This window comes from Acinetobacter kookii (assembly GCF_900096895.1).
Lineage (GTDB): Bacteria > Pseudomonadota > Gammaproteobacteria > Pseudomonadales > Moraxellaceae > Acinetobacter > Acinetobacter kookii.
The window spans coordinates 191,592-215,509 of record NZ_FMYO01000001.1; the positions used below are offsets into that span (position 1 = coordinate 191,592).

Genomic DNA, 23,918 nt, shown 5'->3' on the forward strand with positions numbered 1-23,918 from the left:
TTGTAGCGAAATAATGATTTTACAGGTGTGCAGGATGGCTTCAATCGACTTGGAAAAAATGCTGGATAAAGTCAAAAATACCCAATGGACTTTATCTGATATTGACTGGGATGCCCCAGGAAAGGAATTGATCACCGCTGAACAATGGCCAAATCTTAAAGAATTTATGGCCGATTTAATGTGGATTGAGCATGTCGGTGCACGCGCATTTGCAGCAATGTCAAAAAAGGCGCCCAATCCTGTATTGGCAGAAATGTATGCCATTTTTCATGCTGAAGAACAACGGCATGCCAACGCAGAAATGGCACTCATGAAACGCTGGGACATGCTCGAACATGACATACCCAAGCCCAATAAAAATCTGCGTCTGATTATTCAATGGCTAGATCGCTATGCAGATGATATGCCCTTCTATATCTTGGGTGCCGTCATTCCAATGCTGGAAGTTGCCCTGGATGGCGCTTTATGTACTTTTTTGCTGGACAGCGTCGATGATCCGGTTTGTCACCAGGCATTTAAATTGATCAATGGCGATGAAGCACGTCATCTTGGTGTGGGTTTTAGTGTCATGGAAGCCCAAGGCTATAATAAAACCTTGATTCAACTTGCCCAGATGGCTGCCCGAGCCATAGACCCTCGCATACTGCTCGGTATTTTGGCTTATTTACCGCTCATCAATAAAATGCGTGACAATGTGATCAAACTGGGGCTTGCAGAGGAAAAACTCTATGCCGCAATGAGCAAATTTTCCAGAATTGGCGGCCGAACTGCTGCGGGTCGCCGTAATCCCTGGTATCAGATTATCCAGTTCCATGCCTACAAGGTAATCGACCGCAAACAGAAATGGTTTCATATTCCTGTTGATGCCATGGTGACGATGACTGACAAGATTCCAGAAAAATCTTTACCTAAAGTTCCATCTTGGATATACCAGTTAACTACAGAACCAACTGCAACAAAGTAAAAAATAAGAAAGGATATAAAAATGGTTAACAAGAAAAAGAATCCACAGGATGGGTTCTTTCAGAATTCACCCGATTTTTTTCAGAAATTTCAGGGAAAAATCGTCGCTTCTGAAGATATTAAAAACTTTGATTTTACAGATTTAAATGTGGCTGTGGTTGGGGGCAATCAAATGACAGTCATGCACCTGGAACAGATCTGTAATACTGCAAAATTTGTAAAAGTATTTCAAATTACGCCACTTTTTATCTTGCCTCAAACTGAAAAAGGCATTCACAAACTGCTTTCGCATCCTTTAATTATTAAAAATCGCCGCTTATTTAATACCCGCATCAAATCTTTACTGGCTATTCGCTATCTGGAGTCGCAAGTTCAGGATACCTGGTTAAAACGCCAGCTGATGCCCAACTCAGCATCTGGGAACAAGGTTTTTCTGAAATCGGATCGTTATTACACTGCGCTGCAACGGGAGAATTGCAAGCTGATTACCTGGCCTGTGGTAAAAATCACTGAACATGCTGTACAAAGCATGGAAGGTGTTGAACATCTAGTGAATGTCATCATTACTACCTATTGAGGGTGGCAATATAAAAAGAGGCATATCAGCCTCTTTTCATTCTGTTTATTTTACTATGCCAATGTATTGATAATGATTTTTAGTCTTTTGATAACGCAAATAACTGGATGTTAATTCACCAGATGGCTTAATGACTAAAATATCAATATTTTTAAGATCATTCGCAACACGAATATAGTGCCGATTCATATCGAAAGGCTGAATATGCTTCGGATAATAATTGCAGTCATAATCGACATCGATATGGTTCATGGTTTGAGTTCTGGTTTTAAACACATCGGCAGCTTGATATTTCGCATTTCTAATTTGTGCCGCCTGAATATCGTATGCGCCTACACAACTGCTGCCAATATAGGTACTTGATATAAAATAAGTGGGGACTTTATTCAGCTCGGTTTGCTGAATGAATCGTATAAATCCCCCATCATTCACCGCCTGAGTAACGACTTTATTGCCCTGTTTAAACTGCACATAGGATTCAAATTCACGCATCGTACCGCCAGATGAAATATCAAATGTATAAAATTTCAGCTTTCGGTCAGGGCTATAATTCACAAAAACCATGTTTTTGCTGGTTAATTTTTTAAAATCATAAGCAAAACTTTGCGGATTCTGTTCAATAAATGCAGCAATTTTCGAAGCCACTTCCTGATTCACAGCCTCCATTTCATAGCGATCAGTTAAACGGATTTGAGCATATCGCTTGACCATTTGAGTTTCAAAATCAGTCAGCGGTTCTGCCAAAGCATGCGTACCTATCAGACTAAATCCAACAAAACCAAGAGCAATTTCATTTATTTTTAATAGTTTATTCATATAATTAAGCTCTTTATTTTCGATTATAAAAAATGGAGTTAAATTGGTATTTAACTCCATTTTCAAATTAGCCAATACGACGTTTTAAACCTGTCATCTGTAAGACACGGGTTGAAATTTCTTCAATCGACATTTCAGAAACGTTCAGATATTTAATCCCTTCTGAAATATAAATGCCTTCTACGGCACGCAGTTCCATCTGGCATTGATTAAAACTTGCATAACGGCTATTGGCTTTACGTTCGCTCCGAATCGCTACAAGTCGGTCTGCATCAATCATCAAGCCAAACAGCTTATGCTTGTGTGCCTTTAATACTGCAGGTAAACGGTTATCATCCAGGTCTTCTTCGGTCAGCGGATAATTTGCCACACGAATTCCAAACTGTAATGACAGATAAATTGAAGTCGGTGTTTTACCAGAACGGGAAACCCCAATCAGGATCAGATCGGCCTTGTCATAATGACGCGTGCGTGCGCCATCATCGTTATCCAAGGCAAAATGTACCGCATCAATACGTGCTTTATAAGACTCAGAATCGGTCACGGCATGGGTTTGTCCGACTAAAGTCGTAGGCGCAGTACCCAAAACTTCCGACAATTTACCAATAAGACCTTCAAAAACATCAAGATTTACTGCATTTGCGGTATTGATAATATCACGCACATACGGGTCTACTAGGGTATCAAACACCAAAGGTTGTTGCCCGTCCTGATCGGCACGCTGGTTGATTTCAGCCACCACATTCATCGCAGCTTCTTCTGAGGTGATATAAGGAATAATATGAATGTCAAAATCTACATGAGGAAACTGTGCTAACAGTGAATGTCCAAGGGTTTCAGCAGTAATTGCAGTCCCATCGGAGATAAAAAACACACTGCGCTTAATCTGTTTACCTTCTGACATTAAAATTCTCCTTAAATATTTGTCTAAGTGCTGTAAAATCTTTATAGTAAACCGATCTTACATGAGTGTCGCCGAGTAAATCAAAAAGCTGGGCGATTTGTTATAATTTCATGCCAAGATAGTGATTAATACTGCATAAGTGGAGTAACAACTTTGGAAGCGCGCGTAATTGGTCTAGAAAAATTAGGGAAACACGACGTTGAACTCGTTGGTGGGAAAAACTCATCACTGGGTGAAATGATCAGCCATTTGTCTAATGCTGGTGTATCAGTACCGGGTGGTTTTGCAACCACAGCTGCTGCGTATCGTGAATTCCTCGAGCAAAGTGGCCTAAACGCTAAAATCAACGCCGAGCTTGCAGCGCTTAATGTTGATGACGTAAAAGCTCTGGCAGAAACAGGCGCAAAAATCCGTCAATGGATTGTCGAAACTCCGCTTACAGCAGAACTCGAAAAGGAAATTCGCGAATCTTTCGCTGCTCTTTCAAACGGCAACCCTGACATCGCGGTTGCCGTTCGTTCATCTGCAACAGCAGAAGACTTACCAGATGCATCATTTGCAGGACAACAAGAAACCTTCCTGAACATCCGTGGCATCGACAACGTTCTTGTCGCCATTAAGGAAGTATTTGCTTCACTTTATAACGACCGCGCAATTTCTTACCGTGTACACCAAAACTTTGCTCACGACATCGTAGCGTTGTCAGCTGGCGTGCAACGCATGGTCCGCTCTGAAACTGGTGCAGCTGGTGTAATGTTCACACTGGACACAGAATCTGGTTTCCGTGATGCAGTGTTTATTACCGCTTCTTATGGCTTGGGTGAAATGGTCGTTCAAGGTGCAGTTAACCCTGACGAATTCTATATTTCCAAACCGCTTCTTAAAAACGGCAAACATTCTATCCTGCGCCGCAACCTGGGCTCTAAACACCAAAAAATGATTTATGGTGAAGAAGGTGCAGCAGGCAAATCTGTCGTTGTTGTCGATGTTGAAAAACAAGAGCGTCAACAATTTGCTTTAAATGATCATGAACTGCAAGAACTTGCAAAACAGGCTTTGATCATTGAAGAACATTACGGTGCTCCAATGGACATCGAATGGGCCAAAGATGGTGATGACGGTCAGCTTTATATCGTTCAGGCACGTCCAGAAACCGTAAAAAGCCGTGAAAATGTCGGCACTATGGAACGCTACCTGTTAAAACAAAAAGGGACTGTAGTCTGTGAAGGCCGTTCAATCGGTCAACGTATCGGTTCTGGTAAAGTCCGCATCGTCACTTCGATTAAAGAAATGGACAAAGTTCAAGACGGTGATGTGCTTGTATCTGACATGACTGACCCGGATTGGGAACCAGTGATGAAACGTGCTGCTGCCATTGTCACTAACCGTGGTGGCCGTACCTGTCACGCTGCCATCATTGCACGTGAACTGGGTGTTCCAGCGATTGTAGGTTGTGGTAATGCAACTGAAGTCCTTACTGATGGTCAGGAAGTAACAGTTTCTTGTGCTGAAGGTGATACAGGCTTTATCTATGAAGGTGCTTTAGATTTCGAAGTTCAACGAAACTCTATCGAATCTATGCCTGCGCTTCCATTTAAAGTCATGATGAACGTGGGTAACCCTGACCGTGCATTTGACTTTGCGCAAATTCCAAACGCAGGTATTGGTCTGGCACGTCTTGAATTCATCATCAACCGTATGATTGGCGTGCATCCTAAAGCATTGCTCAACATTGACAGCCTTCCACGCGAAACTCGCGCAGCTGTAATGGCACGTACTGCAGGTTACGCTTCTCCAATCGAGTTCTATGTCGAAAAACTGGTTGAAGGTATTTCTACCCTTGCTGCTGCATTCGCTGACAAACCAGTGATCGTGCGTATGTCTGACTTTAAGTCAAACGAATATGCCAACCTGATCGGTGGTAAGTTATATGAGCCGGAAGAAGAAAACCCAATGCTTGGCTTCCGTGGTGCAAGCCGCTACGTTTCTGACAACTTCCGTGACTGCTTCGAGCTTGAATGCCGTGCGTTGAAAAAAGTTCGTGACGAAATGGGCTTAACCAACATTCAAATCATGATTCCATTCGTACGTACAGTAAACGAAGCGAAACGTGTCATTGAATTATTGGCACTGAATGGTCTTAAACGCGGTGAAAATGGTCTGAAAGTGATCATGATGTGCGAGTTGCCAACCAACGCATTGTTAGCTGAACAGTTCCTTGAGCACTTCGATGGTTTCTCTATCGGTTCTAACGACTTAACTCAGTTAACGCTTGGTCTAGACCGTGACTCTGGTATCGTTTCACATCTATTTGATGAACGCGACCCAGCGGTTAAAGCCCTTCTTTCTATGGCAATCCATGCATGCCGTAAAGCCGGCAAATATGTAGGTATTTGTGGTCAAGGCCCTTCTGACCACCCTGACCTGGCTAAATGGTTGATGGAACAAGGTATTGAGTCTGTTTCTTTAAACCCGGACTCTGTTTTAGACACTTGGTTCTTCCTTGCAGAAGAAAAAGCTCAACAAGCGTAATAAAACATGTTAAAAAAGACCCATTCGTGGGTCTTTTTTTTCTTCTACGATTTTTATATTTTTAGATTTATTTTGAGAATTGAGTTTTATGCAAATTTACTTGGCGAGAAATAATCAACAAGCCGGTCCCTACACCTTAGAGCAGCTTAATCAAATGCTCGCTAGCCAACAAGTGCTGCTTACAGATTTGGCTTGGCATCAAGGCATGACCGAATGGAAGGCTTTAGGTGAATTAACCCAAGGTAAACTTGTATATACACCTGAAGGCTATACTGCACCTACGGCTTTTCCAGAACACAATCCTTCACAGAATGCAGCTATTCGTAAAGTTCAGGTGGGAAAAAAAGCCACTGCCCAACAGGAACTTGCTTCAATTTCAACCCGTATTTTGGCAAAAATTATTGACTTGCTACTCTGGCTACCTGCCGCCGCAATTCCGTCATTTTTCCTGAAACCGGAGCAATTTAACCAGTTGTCCGAGATCCAGCAAAAAATGCAGACGGCCGAGACTTCTACTCAAGCCATGCAATTACAACAGGAATTATTTACCCTTATTCCCCCTGAAGCCTGGCAGACCATGTTTATTTACCTCATCATCATGCTAGGTATACAGGCATTCATGTTGGCAAAATCCGGGCAAAGCATCGGTAAAAAACTGACTAAAATTAAAATTGTAGATGCTGACAGTGGTGAAAAAGTCAGCCTGATGCGTGCTTTCACTTTACGCAGCTTTATTTTTATCGTATTAAATTTGCTCTTTATGCCATTTATTACAATTATTGATCATGTTTTTGCACTTGGCGAAAAGCGCCAAACCTTGCATGATAAATTAGCTAAAACCAAAGTGGTCAAACAGTAACCACTCAATTCAACAGGGATTGTTTTATATCCCTGTTTTTCCCCATAATATTGATATTAAAATAAAATTCATATAATTAAAGTTCAATTCCGACTAAAAAAATCAGTTTTTATAACAGGTATTTAAAGCCACTTTACATATAGCTTAGTTTCTCGATATAAGGCATAATGCCCTACAACGTAGCGGTGTCTCATGATTGGGAAGGATTTTCTATGTTTAGAATGTCTAAGCGAAAATAAAACATTTCCAATCATGCGACACTTTAATCGCTATCCCATATTAAATTAGGGAATGGGACTCTTCACCGAGGTTGTAAAATGAGACAAACAATTTTAGCTGTATTGTCTTTATCTGCGATGGCTGCACTCTTGACTGGGTGTGGTGGTGATATGGTACTTCTGAACTCTAAAGGTCCAGTTGCTGAAGGTCAATCAAACCTCATGTTGACTGCGATTTACTTAATGCTATTGGTGGTTATTCCATCAGCGATTATGGCATTATGGTTCGGATGGAAATATCGCGCGTCGAATAAAGATGCAGACTATAAACCTACATGGGCACACTCTACTGCAATTGAAATTGTAGTCTGGGGTATTCCTGTTATTATTATTGGTATTTTAGCTTGGTTAACTTGGTGGGGTTCCCACAAGTATGACCCATACCGTCCGCTAGAATCAGATAAAGCACCTTTAAACGTTCAGGTTATTGCTGAACAATTTAAATGGATCTTTATCTATCCAGAACAAAACATTGCGACTGTTAACGAAATTCGTTTCCCAGAAAAAACTCCGGTTAGCCTGCGTTTAACTTCTAACTTCACAATGAACTCGTTCTTTATCCCTGCATTGTCTGGTCAGATTTATGCTATGGCGGGTATGCAAACTCACCTGAACTTCTTGGCAAATGAAACCAGTCCTGCTGAAGGCTACCGCGGTTTCTCTTCTAACTATTCAGGTTATGGTTTCTCGCAAATGCGTTTCCGTGCACACTCTGTGACTGATGCTCAGTTTGCTGAATGGGTGGCTGCAGTTAAAGCTGGTAATGGTAATACCATTAATCCTCAAGCTGTTCAAAAAACAGTTTTAGACCAGGCTGAATTTGCAACCCTACGTGACGGTAACCGTTCTAAGTACCAAATCGAAGCAATCGTTGCGAATGCCCAAACTCCTGAAGAGAAGGCTGCTGCTGAAGCGTTGAAGCCTTATCCGACTAAGCCACATCCAGTGACTTATTATTCTTCAGTAGAACCTAAACTGTTCGAATCTGTGATTAACAAATACATGAGTAATTACCACGGTGCTGATCACTCGGCAACTGCTGGTCATGAAGCTGCTGCTTCTGAAGCTCATGCAAATGTTGAACATGCGACTGCTTCTGTAGAGGAATAAGACATGAGCTTCTTAGGTAAGTTAGGTCCGGATGCAATCCCTCACGATCCAATCGTGTTGGTGACAGTTGCCATGATGGTCCTAGGCGGTCTTGCAATGGTTGCAGGTATCACCTATTTCAAAAAATGGGGCTATTTGTGGAACGAATGGTTCACATCTGTAGACCATAAAAAAATTGGTATCATGTATATCCTAGTGTCTATTGTCATGCTTGTGCGTGGCTTTGCCGATGCGATCATGATGCGTCTTCAGCAGTTCCTTGCAAAAGGTGGTGGTGAAGGTTACTTGCACCCAGAACATTACGATCAGATCTTTACTGCGCATGGCGTAATCATGATCTTCTTCGTAGCGATGGGTCTTGTCGTTGGCTTAATGAACATTTCTGTACCACTTCAAATTGGTGCACGTGACGTTGCCTTCCCGTTATTAAACTCTTTAAGTTTCTGGCTGTTTGCCGGTGCTGCGGGTCTAATGATGGTATCTCTTGCTTTAGGTGAGTTCGCCGCAACAGGTTGGATGGCTTATCCTCCTCTTTCAGGTATCGAATATTCTCCTGGCGTAGGTGTAGACTACTACATTTGGGCACTTCAGGTTTCAGGTCTGGGTACGCTTTTAACAGGTGTTAACTTCTTCGTTACCATCATTAAAATGCGTGCGCCTGGCATGACCCTTATGGATATGCCTATTTTCACCTGGACATCTTTGGTCACTGTTGTACTTATCATTGCGACTTTCCCAGTATTGACTGCGACTCTTGCAATGTTGACGCTTGACCGTTACTTCGACTTCCACTTCTTTACAAATGACTTGGGTGGTAGCCCAATGTTATATGTAAACTTGATCTGGACTTGGGGTCACCCGGAAGTATACATCCTGGTATTACCAGCTTTTGGTATTTACTCGGAAGTTACTGCCGTATTCTGCCGCAAAGCTTTGTTCGGTTACAAATCAATGGTGTACGCTACTGTAGCAATTGGTGTTTTATCACTTGTTGTTTGGGTTCACCACTTCTTTACCATGGGTGCAGGTGCCAACGTTAACGCGTTCTTCGGTATCATGACCATGATTATTGCGATCCCGACTGGTGTGAAAATCTTCTCTTGGTTATTCACCATGTACAAGGGCCGCATTACCTATACAACCCCAATGCTTTGGACACTTGGCTTCCTTGTGACTTTCGGTATCGGTGGTTTGACAGGCGTATTAATGGCAGTTCCACCAGCGGACTTCCTGGTACACAACTCTTTATTCCTTATCGCTCACTTCCATAACGTAATTATTGGTGGTGTAGTATTTGCGATGTTCGCAGGTATCATTTTCTACTGGCCTAAAATGTTTGGCTGGCAGTTAAATGAAGCTTGGGGTAAAGCAGCGTTCTGGTTCTGGTTCATCGGTTTCTATTTTGCGTTCATGCCACTTTATATCCTTGGTTTCATGGGTATGACTCGTCGTTTGAATACATTTGACAACCCTGAATGGGATCCATATGTAAATATTGCTATGTTCGGTGCGGTTCTGATTGCACTTGGTATTGCATGTTTCGTTATGCAAATCGTGGTTGGTTTCTTGCAACGCGAGAAAAACATGGACGTTACTGGCGATATCTGGGATGGCCGTACGCTTGAATGGTCTACTTCATCTCCTGCTCCGTTCTATAACTTTGCTTATATTCCAAAGATCAATGGTATTGATACTTTCTGGACTGACAAAGAAAACGGTATTGCATACGCTAAACCAACCAAGTATGAAGACATTCATATGCCAACCAACCGTGCGGCTGGTTTTGTTATCGCAATGTTCATTACTACCATGGGCTTTGCTTTAATCTGGCACATCTGGTGGTTAGTAGCGATTACATTCGTTTCTGCGATCATTAGCTTCATCGTGTCTTCTTTCACGAAGAAAGTGGACTACTATGTCCCTGCTGCTGAAGTTGAACGCATCGAAAACGAACGTTATGCACAACTTGAAAAACACTTGAAGAAGGACTAAGACTATGGCTGAAGTACTTCATCACGATAACCACGGACACGATGAACATCATCATCACGATGATACTGACATCACGGTCTTTGGTTTCTGGTCTTACTTGATGAGTGACTTGATCCTATTCGGTACACTCTTCATCGCGTTTGCTGTATTAAGCAGTCACGTTCCAGTTGGTACTCCAAGTGCACGAGATCTTTTTGGTGAATCTCTCGGTTTCGTATTAACTGAAACATTCGCTCTCTTGATTTCGTCTGTAACGTTCGGCTTTGCTGTTCTTGCTGCCTACAAGAAAGACGTATCTAAAGTTCTGACTTGGCTTGCAATTACTTGGGTATTTGGTGCTGCCTTCATCGGCATGGAATTATATGAGTTCAATCATTTAGTTCATGCTGGTCACGGTCCTAGCACAAGTGCATTCTTATCTGCGTTCTTTACGCTGGTAGGTACACACGGTATTCACGTAACTTCTGGTTTGGTATGGATGATCGTGTTAATGGTTCAAATCAAGAAATATGGTTTGACACTTCCAAACACTCGTCGTCTTGCATGCTTAAGCTTGTTCTGGCACTTCCTTGACATCGTTTGGATCTGTGTATTCAGCGTAGTTTACTTGATGGGAGTTCTCTAATGAGTCACGATCACAATTCAGCTGGTGCAGCACACGGTAACGTTAAGCAATATACTGTTGGCTTTATCCTATCTATCATCCTGACCATCATTCCTTTCGGAATGGTGATGGCTGGTGGTTTTGGCCGCGGTATCTTGATTACCGTGATTGCGATTACTGCAGTTGCTCAGATTCTTGTACAGTTAATTTATTTCCTGCACATGAACTCTTCTTCAGAGCAACGCTGGAACGTTATTGCATTCGTTTATACGATTCTGACCATTGCCATCCTTCTGGTTGGTTCTGTATGGATCATGAACTACCTTCACTACAACATGATGATCTAAACTGGTTGTCATGCTGAAAAAGTATTTATTCCTGACTAAACCAGGAATTCTCTTTGGTAACTTCGTTACCACTTTGGGTGGCTACTTTGTAGCTGCCCAAGGTTCTGTAGATTTCCTTCTTCTTCTCATTACCCTTCTCGGTACCACTTTAGTAGTGGCATCAGGTTGTGTGGTCAATAACGTCATTGACCAGGACATCGACCAAAAGATGCAACGTACGCAAAATCGTGCGATGGTAAAAAAATCAGTTTCCGTTCCTGTTGCCTTGGTTTATTCCCTGGTACTCGGAGTCACCGGTTTTAGCATCTTGTGGTTTTGGGTCAATGCGTACGCTTTTTTATTCGCTGTCATTGGTTTTGTCGTATACGTTGGTTTCTACAGCTTATGGACAAAACGGACAACCATTCACCAAACCATTGTCGGTAGTATTTCTGGTGCAGCTCCCCCTGTAATTGGTTATACCGCTGTTGCAAACCAGTTTGACATGGGTGCCTTACTTATTTTTCTTGGGTATGCACTTTGGCAAATGCCTCACTCTTGGGGAATTGCAGTTTACCGCTTTGAAGATTACAAAAATGCAGGGATTCCAATTTTACCTGTAGCACGTTCAATTCATCGTACCAAGATCGAGTCGCTCATCTACGTTGTATTGTTCTGTATCACCATGAATGGATTATTTGTTTATGGTTATACAAATTGGATTTATGTGGTCGTACTGAACCTTTTGTGTCTGTACTGGGTGTATTTGAGTATTCAAGGCTTTAAAGCTGAAAATGATCAGTTATGGGCAAAGCAATATTTCATGTTCTCTGTCAAATTAATCACCGTCATCAGCCTGTTGTTTAGTTTCACTTCAACAGCACCACAATTACCCATCATATTTTTTTAAAAGATAGAGTCCTGCTCTATCTTTTAATTAGATATTCCATCCGCTTTTTCATTTTCCTTGTCATGCTTTGCTTACTTTCCTTATCTCCACAAACAAACTTTTAGTAAGTGAATACCTTTTAAGTATTCATGACGAGCAAAATCTAGCCCAGCACTATTTTCAGTATTTTTGCTTTTTGCTCTTCCCAAACCTTGTATTTAACCTGCAAAGGCTCTAAAATTCACGCTTCGCAATTTATGCGACACAACTTTGGTTGTGACTCCTTGCCTCTGCTTTTATTGGCAGAGGCTGTATAAACCGTAAGGAGCTGACAATGCGTCACTACGAAATCGTACTTTTGGTACATCCAGACCAAAGCGATCAAGTTGTGGGTATGGTAGAACGTTACCTAACCCACATCAAAGAAGCTGAAGGTCAAATTCACCGTTTAGAAGATTGGGGCCGTCGTCAATTGGCTTACCCAATTAACAAAATTCACAAAGCTCACTACATTTTAATGAACGTTGAATGTGGTCAAGCTACGCTTAATGAATTAGAAGAATTGTTCCGTTATAACGACGCAATCCTTCGTAATGTTATTATTCGTCGTGAAAACGCAATCACTGAAGAGTCTTTACTTGCTAAGAGTGCTGAAGAAAAACGTGCGCGTAAAGCTCAACGTGAAGAAGCACAACAAGCTCAAGACTCTGCTGAAGCATAAGGAGAACATCAATGGCACGTTTTTACCGTCGTCGCAAGTTCTGCCGCTTTACAGCTGAGAACGTTACGTACATCGACTACAAAGATATCGATACTTTGAAACAGTACATCACTGAAAACGGCAAGATTGTTCCTAGCCGTATTACAGGTACTAAAGCTCGTTACCAACGTCAATTGGCGCTTGCTATCAAACAAGCTCGCTACTTAGCGTTGATCCCTTACACTGACAATCATAAGTGAGGTTGAGCTGTGGATATTATCTTATTACAACGCATTAAAAACCTTGGTAAATTAGGCGATAAAGTATCAGTTAAAGCTGGTTACGGCCGTAACTTCCTTATCCCTCAAGGTAAAGCAGTTGCAGCAACCGAAGCGAACACTGCTGCTTTTGAAGCTCGTCGTGCTGAACTTGAGAAAGCTGAAGCTGACGTTTTAGCTGCTGCTCAAGCACGTGCTGACCAATTGAACGAAGTGAATATCGTAATCACTGCGAAAGCTGGTGACGAAGGTAAACTATTCGGTTCTATCGGTACTCGTGACATCGCTGACGCTTTAACCAATGCTGGTCTTACTGTTGACCGTGCAGAAGTTCGTTTACCAAATGGTGCGCTTCGTAACACTGGTGAATTCAACATCGCAATCCAATTGCATCATGATGTTGTTGCTGAAGTTCTCGTTACTATCGTATCTGAGTAATTTTCTGCAAGAAAAAGAGCATGCTTTTGCATGCTCTTTTTTTATCTCTAAAAACAGTCAAAATAGTTGAATTAATGTATATAAACCTTGTTCAGTTCATTTATTTTGACTGTTTTTAATGACTTAAATAAATGAAATTTTCGATTCGCATTTTTTTTAAGAGCGCGTATCATCTGCTTATACGAAGATAATACCTTTTTTATTCTTCGGCACTTTTTTCAAATTACTCATTTATTGCATTTAAAATTAGGGTTTTATATGTCACAGGCGAATGCCAGCGCTATGCTTAACTCAGCGAAAGTAGATAATAAAGCAAATGAGTCAGGCCAACTTAAAGAGTTTCGTACTCCTCCGCACAACTTGGCAATTGAACAAGCCGTTCTTGCCGCGCTGATGACGGTCGCCGAATCTTTTGAGCAAGTCGGTGATGTATTAAATGAAAATGATTTCTATGCCACACGTCATAAATATATTTTCCGTGCCATTGAAAAATTAGCCCAGGAAAACTCGCCTTATGATGCGGTTTTGGTCAACGACTGGCTGATCAAACAAAATCTGCTCGAGGCTGTGGGTGGCGAAGAATATTTAATGCAGCTGATGGCAGACTCCCCTTCCAGTTTTTATAACCTGGAAACCTACGGCAATAAAATTAAAGAATTTTCAACCTTACGCAGCATGATCAAGGTGAGTTCTGAAATTCTGCAGAACGCGTATGACACCAAGGGTCGTACGGTCAGTGAAATTCTGGATTTAGCTGAAACCAATATCTTCTCGATTGCTGAACAGCATAACAACAATGCCAAGGCCCAAGGCCCGAAACCGATCAATGCGGTAGTCGCCGATGTTTTTGACAAGTTGAATGAACTTTCCCAAATGGAAGGCAACATTACCGGTTTAACATCAGGTTTCGTGGAACTGGATAACAAAACTTCAGGCATGCAAGCCGGAGATTTGATTATTGTGGCTGCACGTCCATCCATGGGTAAAACCACCTTCGCCATGAACCTGGTCGAAAGTGTGCTGTTTAACTGTGACTTGCCTGCCCTGGTTTTCTCTATGGAGATGCCCGCAGATTCGATTGCCATGCGTCTGATTTCTGCTTACGGTAAAGTCCATCAGGGTCATCTGCGTGCCGGCAAACTGGATGGTGATGAATGGTCCAAAGTCACTGGCACCATTTTACAGCTGCAGGAAAAGCATCTGTACATTGATGATTCTTCCGCTCTTCCACCAACCGAAGTCCGGGCACGGGCACGTCGTATTGCCAAACAGCATGGAGGGAAAATTGGCTGTATCATGGTCGACTATTTGCAGCTGATGAAAGTACCGGGCATGGGCGATAACCGTGTTGGCGAGATTTCGGAAATTTCCCGCAGCTTAAAAGCCTTGGCTAAAGAGATGAACTGCCCTGTGATTGCACTTTCCCAGCTGAACCGCTCGCTGGAAAACCGTCCAAACAAGCGTCCAGTGATGTCCGACTTGCGTGAATCCGGTGCGATCGAGCAGGATGCCGACTTGATCATGTTCATTTACCGCGACGAAGTGTATAACAAGGAATCTAAAGAAGCCGGTACTGCCGAAATTATTATCGGCAAGCAGCGTAATGGTCCAATTGGTACGGTACGTCTGGCTTTCGAAGGTCAATACACGCGCTTTAGCAATCTCTCGCCTGAGTTCTATGCCCAGTACGATGATGAAGAATAAGCCATAAAAAACGAGGTGCTGACCCACTGCTGTCCCATAGTTAAATTGCAGGTGTTAGATTTGTGAGTGTGGCAAGGATGCCACACATTCCCCCATCACGACAGGACGTCGTGTATGGGGAATAAAGACTTTTGCCTACTTTTGGTCTGTCAAAAGTAGGGTTCAGCCTACACAAAGTGACTTAAACTTTTAAAGAAAAGATAAGGCTGTGAAAAAATTAAATATAAACGAATATCAAGTGCTTAAATGTAAAATATTATCATGTTGATTTGGTGCGGAAATAAAATTTAAATTATGGGACAGCAGTGGGTGCTGACCTCGTTTTTTACTCTTTGGCCTATACTCCCCCGCATTTTTTTAAAGTTCACTTAATCGCGCTATTGCTTTAATTCATCACCGCTTAATATTGCATAAATTTTTTCTGTCTAAAATTTGGTGAAAAATACACTTTAACTTAGTGTTTATTTTCAGTCAGAGGACTACAATACCCTTCTTCATTTTGTTTAAGTTCCTCATTTTCAAGACTGAGGAATGAGCATATCTATAATATTCTTACGTAGCTTATAAGCAATTTGATCTCATAAATTGCTGTAATGTTTTATTGTAACCCCAAGGAGTAACGAGGGTGCGCCAAGCAACAGTTTATATTGATAGAGAAGCCCTTCAATATAATTTAAACCGTGTCAAACAACTTGCACCGACTGCCCAAATTGTCAGTATGGTTAAAGCCAATGCTTATGGACATGGAGTCAAAGACTGTTTAGCAGCCTTAGGTGAAACGGACGCTTTTGGTGTCGCCTGCCTGGAAGAAGCCTTAGAAATTCGTGAACTTGGCTATCAACAACCGATTACCCTGATTGAAGGCATTTTTTCGGAAGATGAAATGCAAGTGGTAATAGAGAACAATATTGAATGTGTAGTCCATCATCAGCAGCAATTAGACTGGTTACGTGCACACAAAGCAGCCTACATTGGTAAAAACTTAAAAGTGTGGGTCAAACTCAACAGCGGCATGAACCGCTTGGGTTTTAAGGTACCCGAAATCATTAAAGTGATTAATTCGCTTAAAGCTGAAGGTTTTAGCTGTGTACTGGCCATGCACTTTGCCAATGCCGATGCCGAACATCCTTTAAATGAACAGCAAAAAAATCAGTTCCTGCAAGTAAAACAAGCCTGCGCCCCAGTGATGGGCTCTTGCTGCAATTCGGCTGCCATTTATAAGTGGCCTGAATTGAATTTCGATTTTGTCCGTCCAGGAATCATGCTTTATGGTGCATCGCCATTTGCAGATCAATCTGTCCATGATTTAGACCTTAAACCGGTGATGACTTTTACGGCCGAGATTATTGCCCTAAACCATATTCAGGCAGGTGAACATGTCGGTTATGGATCCACCTTTACCGCTGACCAAGACATGGACCTCGCTATTGTTTCAATTGGTTATGGAGATGGCTACCCTCGCGCCTTCCCTAAACAAAATTATGTGGCAATTAACGGTCAAGCGACCCGTGTGATTGGCCGCGTGGCCATGGATATGATTGCGATTGATGTGACCGGTATCGATGCGCCACTTGGAACTGAAGTTGAGCTATGGGGTAAAAACCGCCTGGTTGATGATGTTGCCGAAGCCAATGGCACCATTGGCTATGAACTACTATGTCGTTTAAGTGCACGTCCTATAAGAAAGTAAGATTTAAAATCCGAATAAAAAAACCCAAGCTTGTGCTTGGGTTTTTACAATCTCATAACTGTTTATTACTCTAGATAATCATCAGTCGGGATGGGCAATTCTTGCAAGCCACGGCGCAAAGTATCTGACCACTGTTTACTGAGCTTCCAGAAATAGGGATCTTCTTCATAAATTCGTTTGCCATTTGGAATATGTAAAGAATCTTTTTTATACACCACCGTATCAAGCGGCATCCCCACAGAAACATTGGAACGCAAAGTAGAATCAAAAGAAATTAAACAGCAGCGCACAGCTTCATCCAGAGGCATTTCATAAATTAAGGCCCGGTCGAGTATGGGTTTGCCATATTTACTTTCGCCAATCTGAAAATAAGGGGTATCTTCTGTGGCACAAATAAAATTGCCTTGCGGATAAATATTATACAGTTGCATTTCTGCCCCCTGAATTTGCCCGCCCAGCAAAATGCTGCAGTAATAATTACTTTGTTCATGCGTGTGAGCATCTTCCACTACATCGGCAATCACTTTTTTCAGGGTATGCCCCACCAGTTCGGCCATTTCAAACATGGTGTTGACACTATATAGGTTCGGTTCCTGCTTAAGTTCCAGATGGTTATTTAAATGACCAATGACTGCTTGGGTTGTGGCTAAATTCCCTGATGTCTGGATCGTTAAAAACCGTTCGCCTTCTATACCAAAAATATAAAGCTTGCGAAATACCGATATGTGATCCACCCCGGCATTGGTACGGGTATCACTGACAAAAACCAGGCCGTCTTTTAACCGTAGCGCACAACAATAAGTCATGAGAAACTCCTTATGACTTTAAAATTTTCAGCAAGCGAGCACTTGAACGATAGAATTCATGGATTCAACACCTCCACGCTCCCGTATTCCTCGCACTGGCGCAACATCCCAGTAATCACGACCTATGGCGACATATATATGTGCATTAGGCGTAAATAACTGGTTGCTGGTATCAAAACAATACCACGAATTTTCAAAAAAAACCTCTGCCCAAGCGTGACTGGCAAGATGAGAGGTATGGGGTACAAATAAATACCCGGATACATAACGTGCCGGCAGGCCTAAATATTTACACATGGCAATAAAGACATGGCTATGGTCCTGACATACCCCTTGCCGGCATTGAAAAGCCTCCATTGCAGAGGTGTGCACCGAAGTACGGTCAGGTGTATAGGGAACATAATTCAGGATGGCCTCGGACAGTACTATCAGGTTAGCCCGATTGATACGGGGAACATAGCAATCTGCAAAACTTTTCATCTCTGCATTGCACAGGGTACTTGATGTCGGTTGCAAAAATATTTGTGGATTGAGCTCCGTACCAATTCCAAATTGCGTATCAGGGTTAATCTCGACAATGCCCTGCGCCATGATAGTCATTTGGCTGTAGGGCTGTCGCTGCGAACTGGTAATCCAGATGTTGTTAAAGGCATCGTTTTTTGTTTCCTTAAGCCCGGGCACACTGACATCCCAACAATGAACCTGCTGATGAGCATTGCTGCCTGGCGTCATTTTAATGTACTGGATACTGTTGCAAGCCGGATCACTATATTGATAATGCGTTTGGTGATTGATCATCAACTTCATACATCCACCTCAAACAGGTTTTGAATATGATCACTAAAGTGATAAAAATTCATACTATCCGGGCTTAATTTAAGCTGCTGCCAGGCCTCATCCAGCTTATCCCAGCCAATCTGCGCCAGCAGGTCAACAATTTGATCCATATTGTCCAAAGTAGAGCTCTGGTCCTGTTTTAGACGGATTTGCCGGTCCAGCTGCTCAATATTCTGTCCCAGGCTAAAAAACAGGAACACATCTTCCGATTCAGCCTCGACAACATCATAGCAATCTGCCGCCACGTCACAAATATAGCTCGCATTCGTATGGGCATTTTTAATCAGCTGATTTAATTCTGCATAGGCTTTTGCTGAAAGTACGCCACGCAAGTCCTGTATGTTGTCTTTGGCGTGTAGAAATTGTTGATGAAAAGACGACGGCTGTTCAATATCCAGCAATAATGCATTGAGTGAACTTGCATCAAAAGCAGGCAAGCAAAAAGCATGGGCATATTGCAATGCATCCTGATCTTCCACAAACGGAAACTGGCTACAGGTATATTGAATCCGGGTTAAATACCGCCCCAACCAAAAAATATGCTGAGCATTGCTATTTAATAAAATCATAATTCCTTCCCATGGTTAGATATTTATGAATGCAGGTTATCGACAACCCAGGTGTCTTTAACGCCACCCCCTTGTGAAGAATTCACCACCAGCGACCCGGCCTGCATGGCGACCCTTGTCAAACCACCCGGAACAATCTCGGTGCGGTATGGTGAGCTGAGGACAAAAGGCCGTAAATCGATATGACGCTCTGCCACGCCAAAATCAGTCAAGGTCGGGCAAACCGATAAATCCAGCGTCGGCTGTGCAATATACAAATGCGGAGCCGCACTAATTTTGTCTCTAAAAGCTTCAATCTGGCGGCTTGAGGCATGCGGACCAATCAACATGCCATAACCGCCTGAGCCTTGGGCTTCTTTCACCACCAGTTGTTCCAGATTGGCCAGGACGTATTCCAGATCTTCACTTTCCCGGCACAGATAAGTCGGCACATTTTTTAAGATGGCCTGCTCGCCCAGATAAAAATGAATCATTTTATCCACATACGGATAGATTGATTTATCATCAGCCACTCCGGTGCCCGGCGCGTTGGCAATCACCACATTGTGATTTAAATAAGCTGACATTAAGCCGGGTACACCCAAGGTGCTATCCGGCAAAAAGCATAAAGGATCGAGATATGCGTCATCGACTCGACGATAAATTACATCAACCCGCTGTCTGCCCCGAATCGTTTTGACATAAACCTTATCGTTCTCTACAAAAAGGTCACGTGATGTCACTAAAGGCACATCCATCTCCCTTGCCAGGAAGGAATGTTCATAATATGCGCTGTTGTAGCGACCTGGCGTCAGGACCACAATAAAAGGCTTATCGACATAAGCATTTTCAGCCAGAATCTCTTTGAGTAACTGAGGATATTGCTCGATACCCAAAACGTTATTTTGCTGGAACAGCTGTGGCATTAATTTCTGGCTAATTTTTCGGCTTTCCAGCATATAAGACACACCGGATGGTGTTCTTAAATTATCTTCCAGCACATAAAATTCACCATGACGGTCACGGATAATATCAATCCCACCGATTTGGCTGTAAATTTTTCCTTTCAGGTCATGTGCATACATATGTGGCTGATAAGCTTCATGCGCCAATACCTGCAACTCAGGCACAATATTGGCTTTCAAAATGTCCTGTTGATGATAAATATCATGTAAAAATAAATTCAGTGCACGCACCCTTTGCGCACAGCCAAGCGACACCTTGTTCCATTGCTTTTTCTCCATCACCCGTGGAATCAGGTCATAGGGAATGGTTCGTTCAATTCCTTTAGATTCGCCATAGACAGTAAAAGTAATACCATCATATAAAAAATGCTCCTTGGCGGTCTGGTTAAGCGACTTTAACTCTTCCAGAGTATGCTGTGATAACCAATGTTCTATCTTTTGGCAGGTTTCACCCGTCATTCCCTGTTCATCAACCAATTCATTAAAAAAATGTGATTTAAATTGTTGAAATAAAGAATTCAATTTAGTTTGAGGTCTAAATGAGGTTGTTAAAGACTCATTGCCCTTCTCTACCACTTCATTGTGGGAAAACGTCTCCATTGACGCCATCGAATTTGTATCTTGATTTTCTTTAAGCATACAAACCTCGTAAGTATTTTCTATTGTCAACAGAATCAAGCAACAAGCATGCCAATTATTATTTAGGTTCTTGATTTATTATAGTTTTATTCATTTCAAGGAATTTCCGGATAAATCCAGGTCAAAATATGCACAGTTTCTAGCAACCATACTTACGAAAATAATTCAGTTTTTTTATTGTGTTCATCATTTAATGGATATATAAACACTCTACCCGATCTTTAATTTTAGTTATGTCTTCACAAGAAAAAGAAACGTCAAATAGCCTGTATCGTCAGTGGCAAATTTTATCTCGTCTTTCTACCGGGAAATGGATGGGTACCCGTGAATTGCAGGAAATTTTGCAGCGTGAAGGGATTGATATCAGCCTGCGTACTATTCAACGTGATTTAAATCAGATCTCGCTACGTTTTCCGATTGAAAGCAGTAAAACCGTGCCTCAGGGCTGGCGCTGGCGTTCAGATGCGCCTATTCAAAGTTTGCCGCATATGACCAGCTCACAGGCGGTCACTTTTATGATGGTCGAGGAACATTTAAAACACCTGTTGCCGCCTAGCCTGATTGAAGAGATGAATCCGTGGTTCGATCTGGCGCGTCGCAGCTTGTCGACCCAAAACAATGTACGCCAATGGATTAACCGCGTGCGGATTGTCCCGGCGACTCAACCGCTGATTCCCCCTGTCGTCGACAAACTGGCGCAGCAGTCCATTTATGAAGGTTTGCTGCAAGACAAACAGCTGGAATGTGTCTATCAGGGACGCAGCCATTCTGGTGAAGAAAAAACCTATATTTTGAATCCTTTAGCATTGGTACAAAAAGGTGCAATTATTTATCTCATTTGTACCCGCCATGATAAAACCGATATTCAAACCTTTGCCCTGCATCGTTTTAAATCGGCTGTGGTGCTCAATTCGCGTGCAATGCACCCGGTGAACTTTGATATTGATGCCTATATTGAATCCGGTGCCTTAGGCTTTAGGGTCGACTACAACAAACCGACCCATAATGTGGCCTTAAAACTGACCATGACAGAAGAAGATGCACATTATTTTGATGAAAGCCAGCTCAGCACTGACCAGGTGATTGAAAAATTAGCAAACGGTTTGGCCCAAGTCACTGCAAGCGTGCCTTTTACTTCACAACTAGCATGGTGGCTAAGGAGTTTTGGCAACAAGATTCAGCACATCGAACCGCTTGAAGTTTCCAATGCAGTTCGCCAAATCGCAGATGAATAAAAGCCCTGAAAATAAACAATAAAAAAGTCCCAATCTTTGGGACTATAGAATATTTCTGCTTGGATCTATTTTTAGTATGGTCTGGTGGGCTTCTAGAACATCAAGCTTTATTTTCTCACCCCGACACAAAGCTTGATAGTGACTGATTTTACACATGGAGAAAAACCTATTGTGCTTTAGCACGCCAGTTCTCCACTATTATAGCGAATGGATTTCATGGTCATATCAATTACCTCTTGTGGCTTGGATAAAACCAATCTAATCTATAATCTCTGCTTTGTGAAAGCATAAGATCTGAAGTTTTAAGCTGATTATTTATTAAGCATTTATTCTGAATTTCTATTTCCCTGTGTTTATATGCCGCTCATCTGTAGTGCGCATTCCAACTTTGATTAAATTCAAGGATCATTAAAATCAATAATGCCTGCACTCAACCCTAAGCCGAGATTTACCCTTACTTCCCCTTAGCGGTTTTACAAATCAGAACTTGTACCGTGTATATAAAATAGGCAAATTCATGTTATGAACCATTTGATGGAAAACATGAAAATGCCAGTTCCAGCCCAAGCCATCAGACATAGATTTTTAAATACTTTTTTCTCACGATATTCGGTCTGGTTTAGCTGTATTTTCATTACCTTAACTATTAGCTGGTTTCGGATTATCTATGAACCCCAATCTATTCATTATTTTCTTTCCGATCCCTTTCTGAATTCTTTATGGCTGATCTCAGGAATCCTGACGCTGGTTGGCGTATATGATATCTTGCAAAATCAGCATTCAATCCTGAAAAATTATCCCCTCATTGGACATTTTCGCTTTATTTTTGAAGAGTTTCGTCCTGAAATCCGGCAATATTTTATTGAAAACGATCAGGATGCCCTGCCATTTTCACGGATGCAACGCAGTCTGGTTTACCGACGTGCCAAGAATAAAAATGCCGATAAACCGTTTGGTTCCCTGATTGATGTCTATCAGCAAGATTACCGTTTTATCACCCATTCCATTACGCCATGCAAACCTGCCGATCCTGAAAGCTTCCGTATTCAAATCGGCAATCATCAATGCAGGCAACCCTATAGCGCCTCCATCATGAATATCTCCGCCCTGAGTTTTGGCAGCCTGAGCGCCAATGCGATTCGGGCGTTGAATCTAGGGGCGAAAATGGGCAATTTTTATCATGACACCGGTGAAGGAAGTATCAGTCCATATCATCTGGAAAATGGCGGAGATATTGTCTGGGAACTCGGCAGCGCCTACTTTGGCTGCCGCACGTTGGAGGGTCAGTTCGATCCGGAAAAATTTTCCCGCCAAGCCCGATTACCGCAAATCAAGATGATAGAAATCAAGCTGTCTCAAGGCGCAAAACCCGGTCATGGCGGAATTTTGCCTAAAAGCAAAATTTCAGAAGAGATTGCCCAGATACGCGGAGTGAGCCGCGAACATGATTGTGTTTCTCCGGCCCAGCACTCTACATTTAGCACCCCAATTGAAATGATGCATTTTATCCAGCAACTGCGTGAACTGTCTGACGGTAAACCGGTGGGCTTTAAACTCTGTATTGGTCAGCCCTGGCAATTCATGAGTATTGTCAAAGCCATGCTTGAAACTCACATTGTGCCGGACTTTATTGTGGTAGATGGCTCTGAAGGCGGTAGTGGTGCCGCCCCGATTGAACTGATTGACCACGTAGGTACGCCTTTAAGGGAAGGTTTACTGTTTGTGCATAACACCCTGGTCGGTGCAGGTTTAAGAGATCAAATCAAGATCGGAGCCAGCGGCAAAATTATCAGTGCTTTTGACATTTCCAGCACCATGGCGATTGGGGCAGACTGGGTCAATTCGGCGCGTGGCTTTATGTTTGCCATCGGCTGTATTCAGGCGCAAAGTTGTCATACCAACCAATGCCCGGTGGGTGTTACCACCCAGGATCAGGAACGGCAAAAAGCCCTGCATGTTCCCAGCAAGGCCGTTCGTGTGTTGAATTTTCAAAAAAATACCCTGCGTGCCTTATCCGAAATGATTGCAGTCGCCGGCTTGAAACATCCGGCGGATATCAAGCCACATCATTTAGCCCAGCGCATTAATGACCGGGAAATCAAGAATTATGCCCAGTTACACTTCTGGTTAAAAGAAGGTGAATTACTCAACTGCAAAGCGGGAGATGATGAAAACTTCTATTATCGTATCTGGAATTTAGCCCATGCGGATAGATTTTAATCATGGCA

General features: G+C 42.4%; 22 protein-coding genes. 16 read left to right on the top strand and 6 right to left on the bottom strand.

Annotated elements, in window-relative coordinates:
* Positions 1–34 precede the first annotated feature (34 nt).
* Together BLP85_RS00980 and BLP85_RS00985 are read left to right on the top strand one after the other, a co-directional pair.
* A complete protein-coding gene (locus BLP85_RS00980) occupies positions 35–964 on the top strand; it encodes a reductase (protein WP_092818294.1) in 930 nt (309 codons plus the stop codon).
* Positions 965–985: 21 nt separating this feature from the next.
* Complete coding sequence (locus BLP85_RS00985) at positions 986–1,540, top strand: NAD(P)/FAD-dependent oxidoreductase (RefSeq protein ID WP_092818295.1); 555 nt, start codon at positions 986–988, stop codon at positions 1,538–1,540.
* A gap of 45 nt (positions 1,541–1,585) precedes the next feature.
* Here the strand turns inward: BLP85_RS00985 and BLP85_RS00990 are convergent, their stop codons facing one another.
* Both BLP85_RS00990 and ppsR read right to left on the bottom strand, forming a co-directional pair.
* Positions 1,586–2,356 (bottom strand): hypothetical protein, encoded by a 771-nt coding sequence (locus tag BLP85_RS00990; RefSeq protein ID WP_143002176.1) that lies wholly within the window; start codon positions 2,354–2,356, stop codon positions 1,586–1,588.
* 67 nt (positions 2,357–2,423) lie between these two features.
* Positions 2,424–3,260, bottom strand: coding sequence for a posphoenolpyruvate synthetase regulatory kinase/phosphorylase PpsR (gene ppsR / locus BLP85_RS00995; protein WP_092818297.1), 837 nt, complete (start codon positions 3,258–3,260; stop codon positions 2,424–2,426).
* 153 nt (positions 3,261–3,413) lie between these two features.
* Here ppsR and ppsA point away from each other — a divergent pair, with 153 nt between their 5' ends.
* From ppsA to alr, 12 genes are all read left to right on the top strand, one after another.
* A complete protein-coding gene (ppsA, locus tag BLP85_RS01000) occupies positions 3,414–5,792 on the top strand; it encodes a phosphoenolpyruvate synthase (protein WP_086197274.1) in 2,379 nt (792 codons plus the stop codon).
* A gap of 88 nt (positions 5,793–5,880) precedes the next feature.
* On the top strand, positions 5,881–6,651 hold the full coding sequence (locus tag BLP85_RS01005) for an RDD family protein (protein ID WP_092818298.1): 771 nt from the start codon (positions 5,881–5,883) through the stop codon (positions 6,649–6,651).
* A 317-nt stretch (positions 6,652–6,968) separates the two neighbouring features.
* Positions 6,969–8,039: a ubiquinol oxidase subunit II gene (cyoA, locus tag BLP85_RS01010; protein ID WP_092818299.1), complete on the top strand. Its 1,071-nt coding sequence runs from the start codon at positions 6,969–6,971 to the stop codon at positions 8,037–8,039.
* A 3-nt stretch (positions 8,040–8,042) separates the two neighbouring features.
* Entirely contained in the window at positions 8,043–10,031 is a 1,989-nt protein-coding gene (cyoB, locus tag BLP85_RS01015) for a cytochrome o ubiquinol oxidase subunit I (RefSeq protein WP_092818300.1), read from the top strand.
* Between the two features lie 4 nt (positions 10,032–10,035).
* Positions 10,036–10,656 carry a cytochrome o ubiquinol oxidase subunit III gene (gene cyoC, locus BLP85_RS01020; RefSeq protein ID WP_092818301.1) on the top strand — a complete coding sequence of 207 codons (621 nt, stop codon included), beginning with the start codon at positions 10,036–10,038 and terminating at the stop codon, positions 10,654–10,656.
* On the top strand, positions 10,656–10,982 hold the full coding sequence (locus tag BLP85_RS01025) for a cytochrome o ubiquinol oxidase subunit IV (RefSeq protein ID WP_086197269.1): 327 nt from the start codon (positions 10,656–10,658) through the stop codon (positions 10,980–10,982). Before cyoC ends, BLP85_RS01025 begins: the two co-directional genes overlap by 1 nt.
* Before the next feature lie 10 nt (positions 10,983–10,992).
* Positions 10,993–11,871: a heme o synthase gene (gene cyoE, locus BLP85_RS01030; RefSeq protein WP_092818302.1), complete on the top strand. Its 879-nt coding sequence runs from the start codon at positions 10,993–10,995 to the stop codon at positions 11,869–11,871.
* A 313-nt stretch (positions 11,872–12,184) separates the two neighbouring features.
* On the top strand, positions 12,185–12,571 hold the full coding sequence (gene rpsF / locus BLP85_RS01035) for a 30S ribosomal protein S6 (protein ID WP_092818303.1): 387 nt from the start codon (positions 12,185–12,187) through the stop codon (positions 12,569–12,571).
* 11 nt (positions 12,572–12,582) lie between these two features.
* The gene (gene rpsR / locus BLP85_RS01040) at positions 12,583–12,810 is read left to right on the top strand and encodes a 30S ribosomal protein S18 (protein WP_004719336.1); all 228 of its coding nucleotides are present in this window, start codon (positions 12,583–12,585) and stop codon (positions 12,808–12,810) included.
* Between the two features lie 9 nt (positions 12,811–12,819).
* The gene (rplI, locus tag BLP85_RS01045; RefSeq protein WP_086200293.1) at positions 12,820–13,266 is read left to right on the top strand and encodes a 50S ribosomal protein L9; all 447 of its coding nucleotides are present in this window, start codon (positions 12,820–12,822) and stop codon (positions 13,264–13,266) included.
* Positions 13,267–13,524: 258 nt separating this feature from the next.
* The gene (gene dnaB, locus BLP85_RS01050; protein WP_092818304.1) at positions 13,525–14,970 is read left to right on the top strand and encodes a replicative DNA helicase; all 1,446 of its coding nucleotides are present in this window, start codon (positions 13,525–13,527) and stop codon (positions 14,968–14,970) included.
* A 625-nt stretch (positions 14,971–15,595) separates the two neighbouring features.
* A complete protein-coding gene (gene alr, locus BLP85_RS01055; protein WP_092818305.1) occupies positions 15,596–16,660 on the top strand; it encodes an alanine racemase in 1,065 nt (354 codons plus the stop codon).
* Positions 16,661–16,725: 65 nt separating this feature from the next.
* On the opposite strand, the gene BLP85_RS01060 is transcribed toward alr, so the two are convergent.
* From BLP85_RS01060 to BLP85_RS01075, 4 genes are read right to left on the bottom strand one after another with little or no spacing between them, the layout of a single operon-like run.
* On the bottom strand, positions 16,726–17,466 hold the full coding sequence (locus BLP85_RS01060) for a proteasome-type protease (RefSeq protein WP_092818306.1): 741 nt from the start codon (positions 17,464–17,466) through the stop codon (positions 16,726–16,728).
* A gap of 27 nt (positions 17,467–17,493) precedes the next feature.
* A complete protein-coding gene (locus BLP85_RS01065; protein WP_092818307.1) occupies positions 17,494–18,273 on the bottom strand; it encodes a transglutaminase family protein in 780 nt (259 codons plus the stop codon).
* Positions 18,270–18,872 (bottom strand): alpha-E domain-containing protein, encoded by a 603-nt coding sequence (locus tag BLP85_RS01070; RefSeq protein ID WP_092818308.1) that lies wholly within the window; start codon positions 18,870–18,872, stop codon positions 18,270–18,272. The genes BLP85_RS01065 and BLP85_RS01070 overlap by 4 nt, the downstream gene beginning before the upstream one ends.
* Before the next feature lie 23 nt (positions 18,873–18,895).
* The gene (locus BLP85_RS01075; protein ID WP_409449173.1) at positions 18,896–20,425 is read right to left on the bottom strand and encodes a circularly permuted type 2 ATP-grasp protein; all 1,530 of its coding nucleotides are present in this window, start codon (positions 20,423–20,425) and stop codon (positions 18,896–18,898) included.
* Positions 20,426–20,688: 263 nt separating this feature from the next.
* On the opposite strand from BLP85_RS01075, the gene BLP85_RS01080 reads away from it, so the two are divergent.
* Complete coding sequence (locus tag BLP85_RS01080; protein ID WP_092818310.1) at positions 20,689–21,690, top strand: helix-turn-helix transcriptional regulator; 1,002 nt, start codon at positions 20,689–20,691, stop codon at positions 21,688–21,690.
* A gap of 549 nt (positions 21,691–22,239) precedes the next feature.
* A complete protein-coding gene (locus BLP85_RS01085) occupies positions 22,240–23,910 on the top strand; it encodes an FMN-binding glutamate synthase family protein (protein WP_092818941.1) in 1,671 nt (556 codons plus the stop codon).
* Positions 23,911–23,918: the final 8 nt, after the last annotated feature.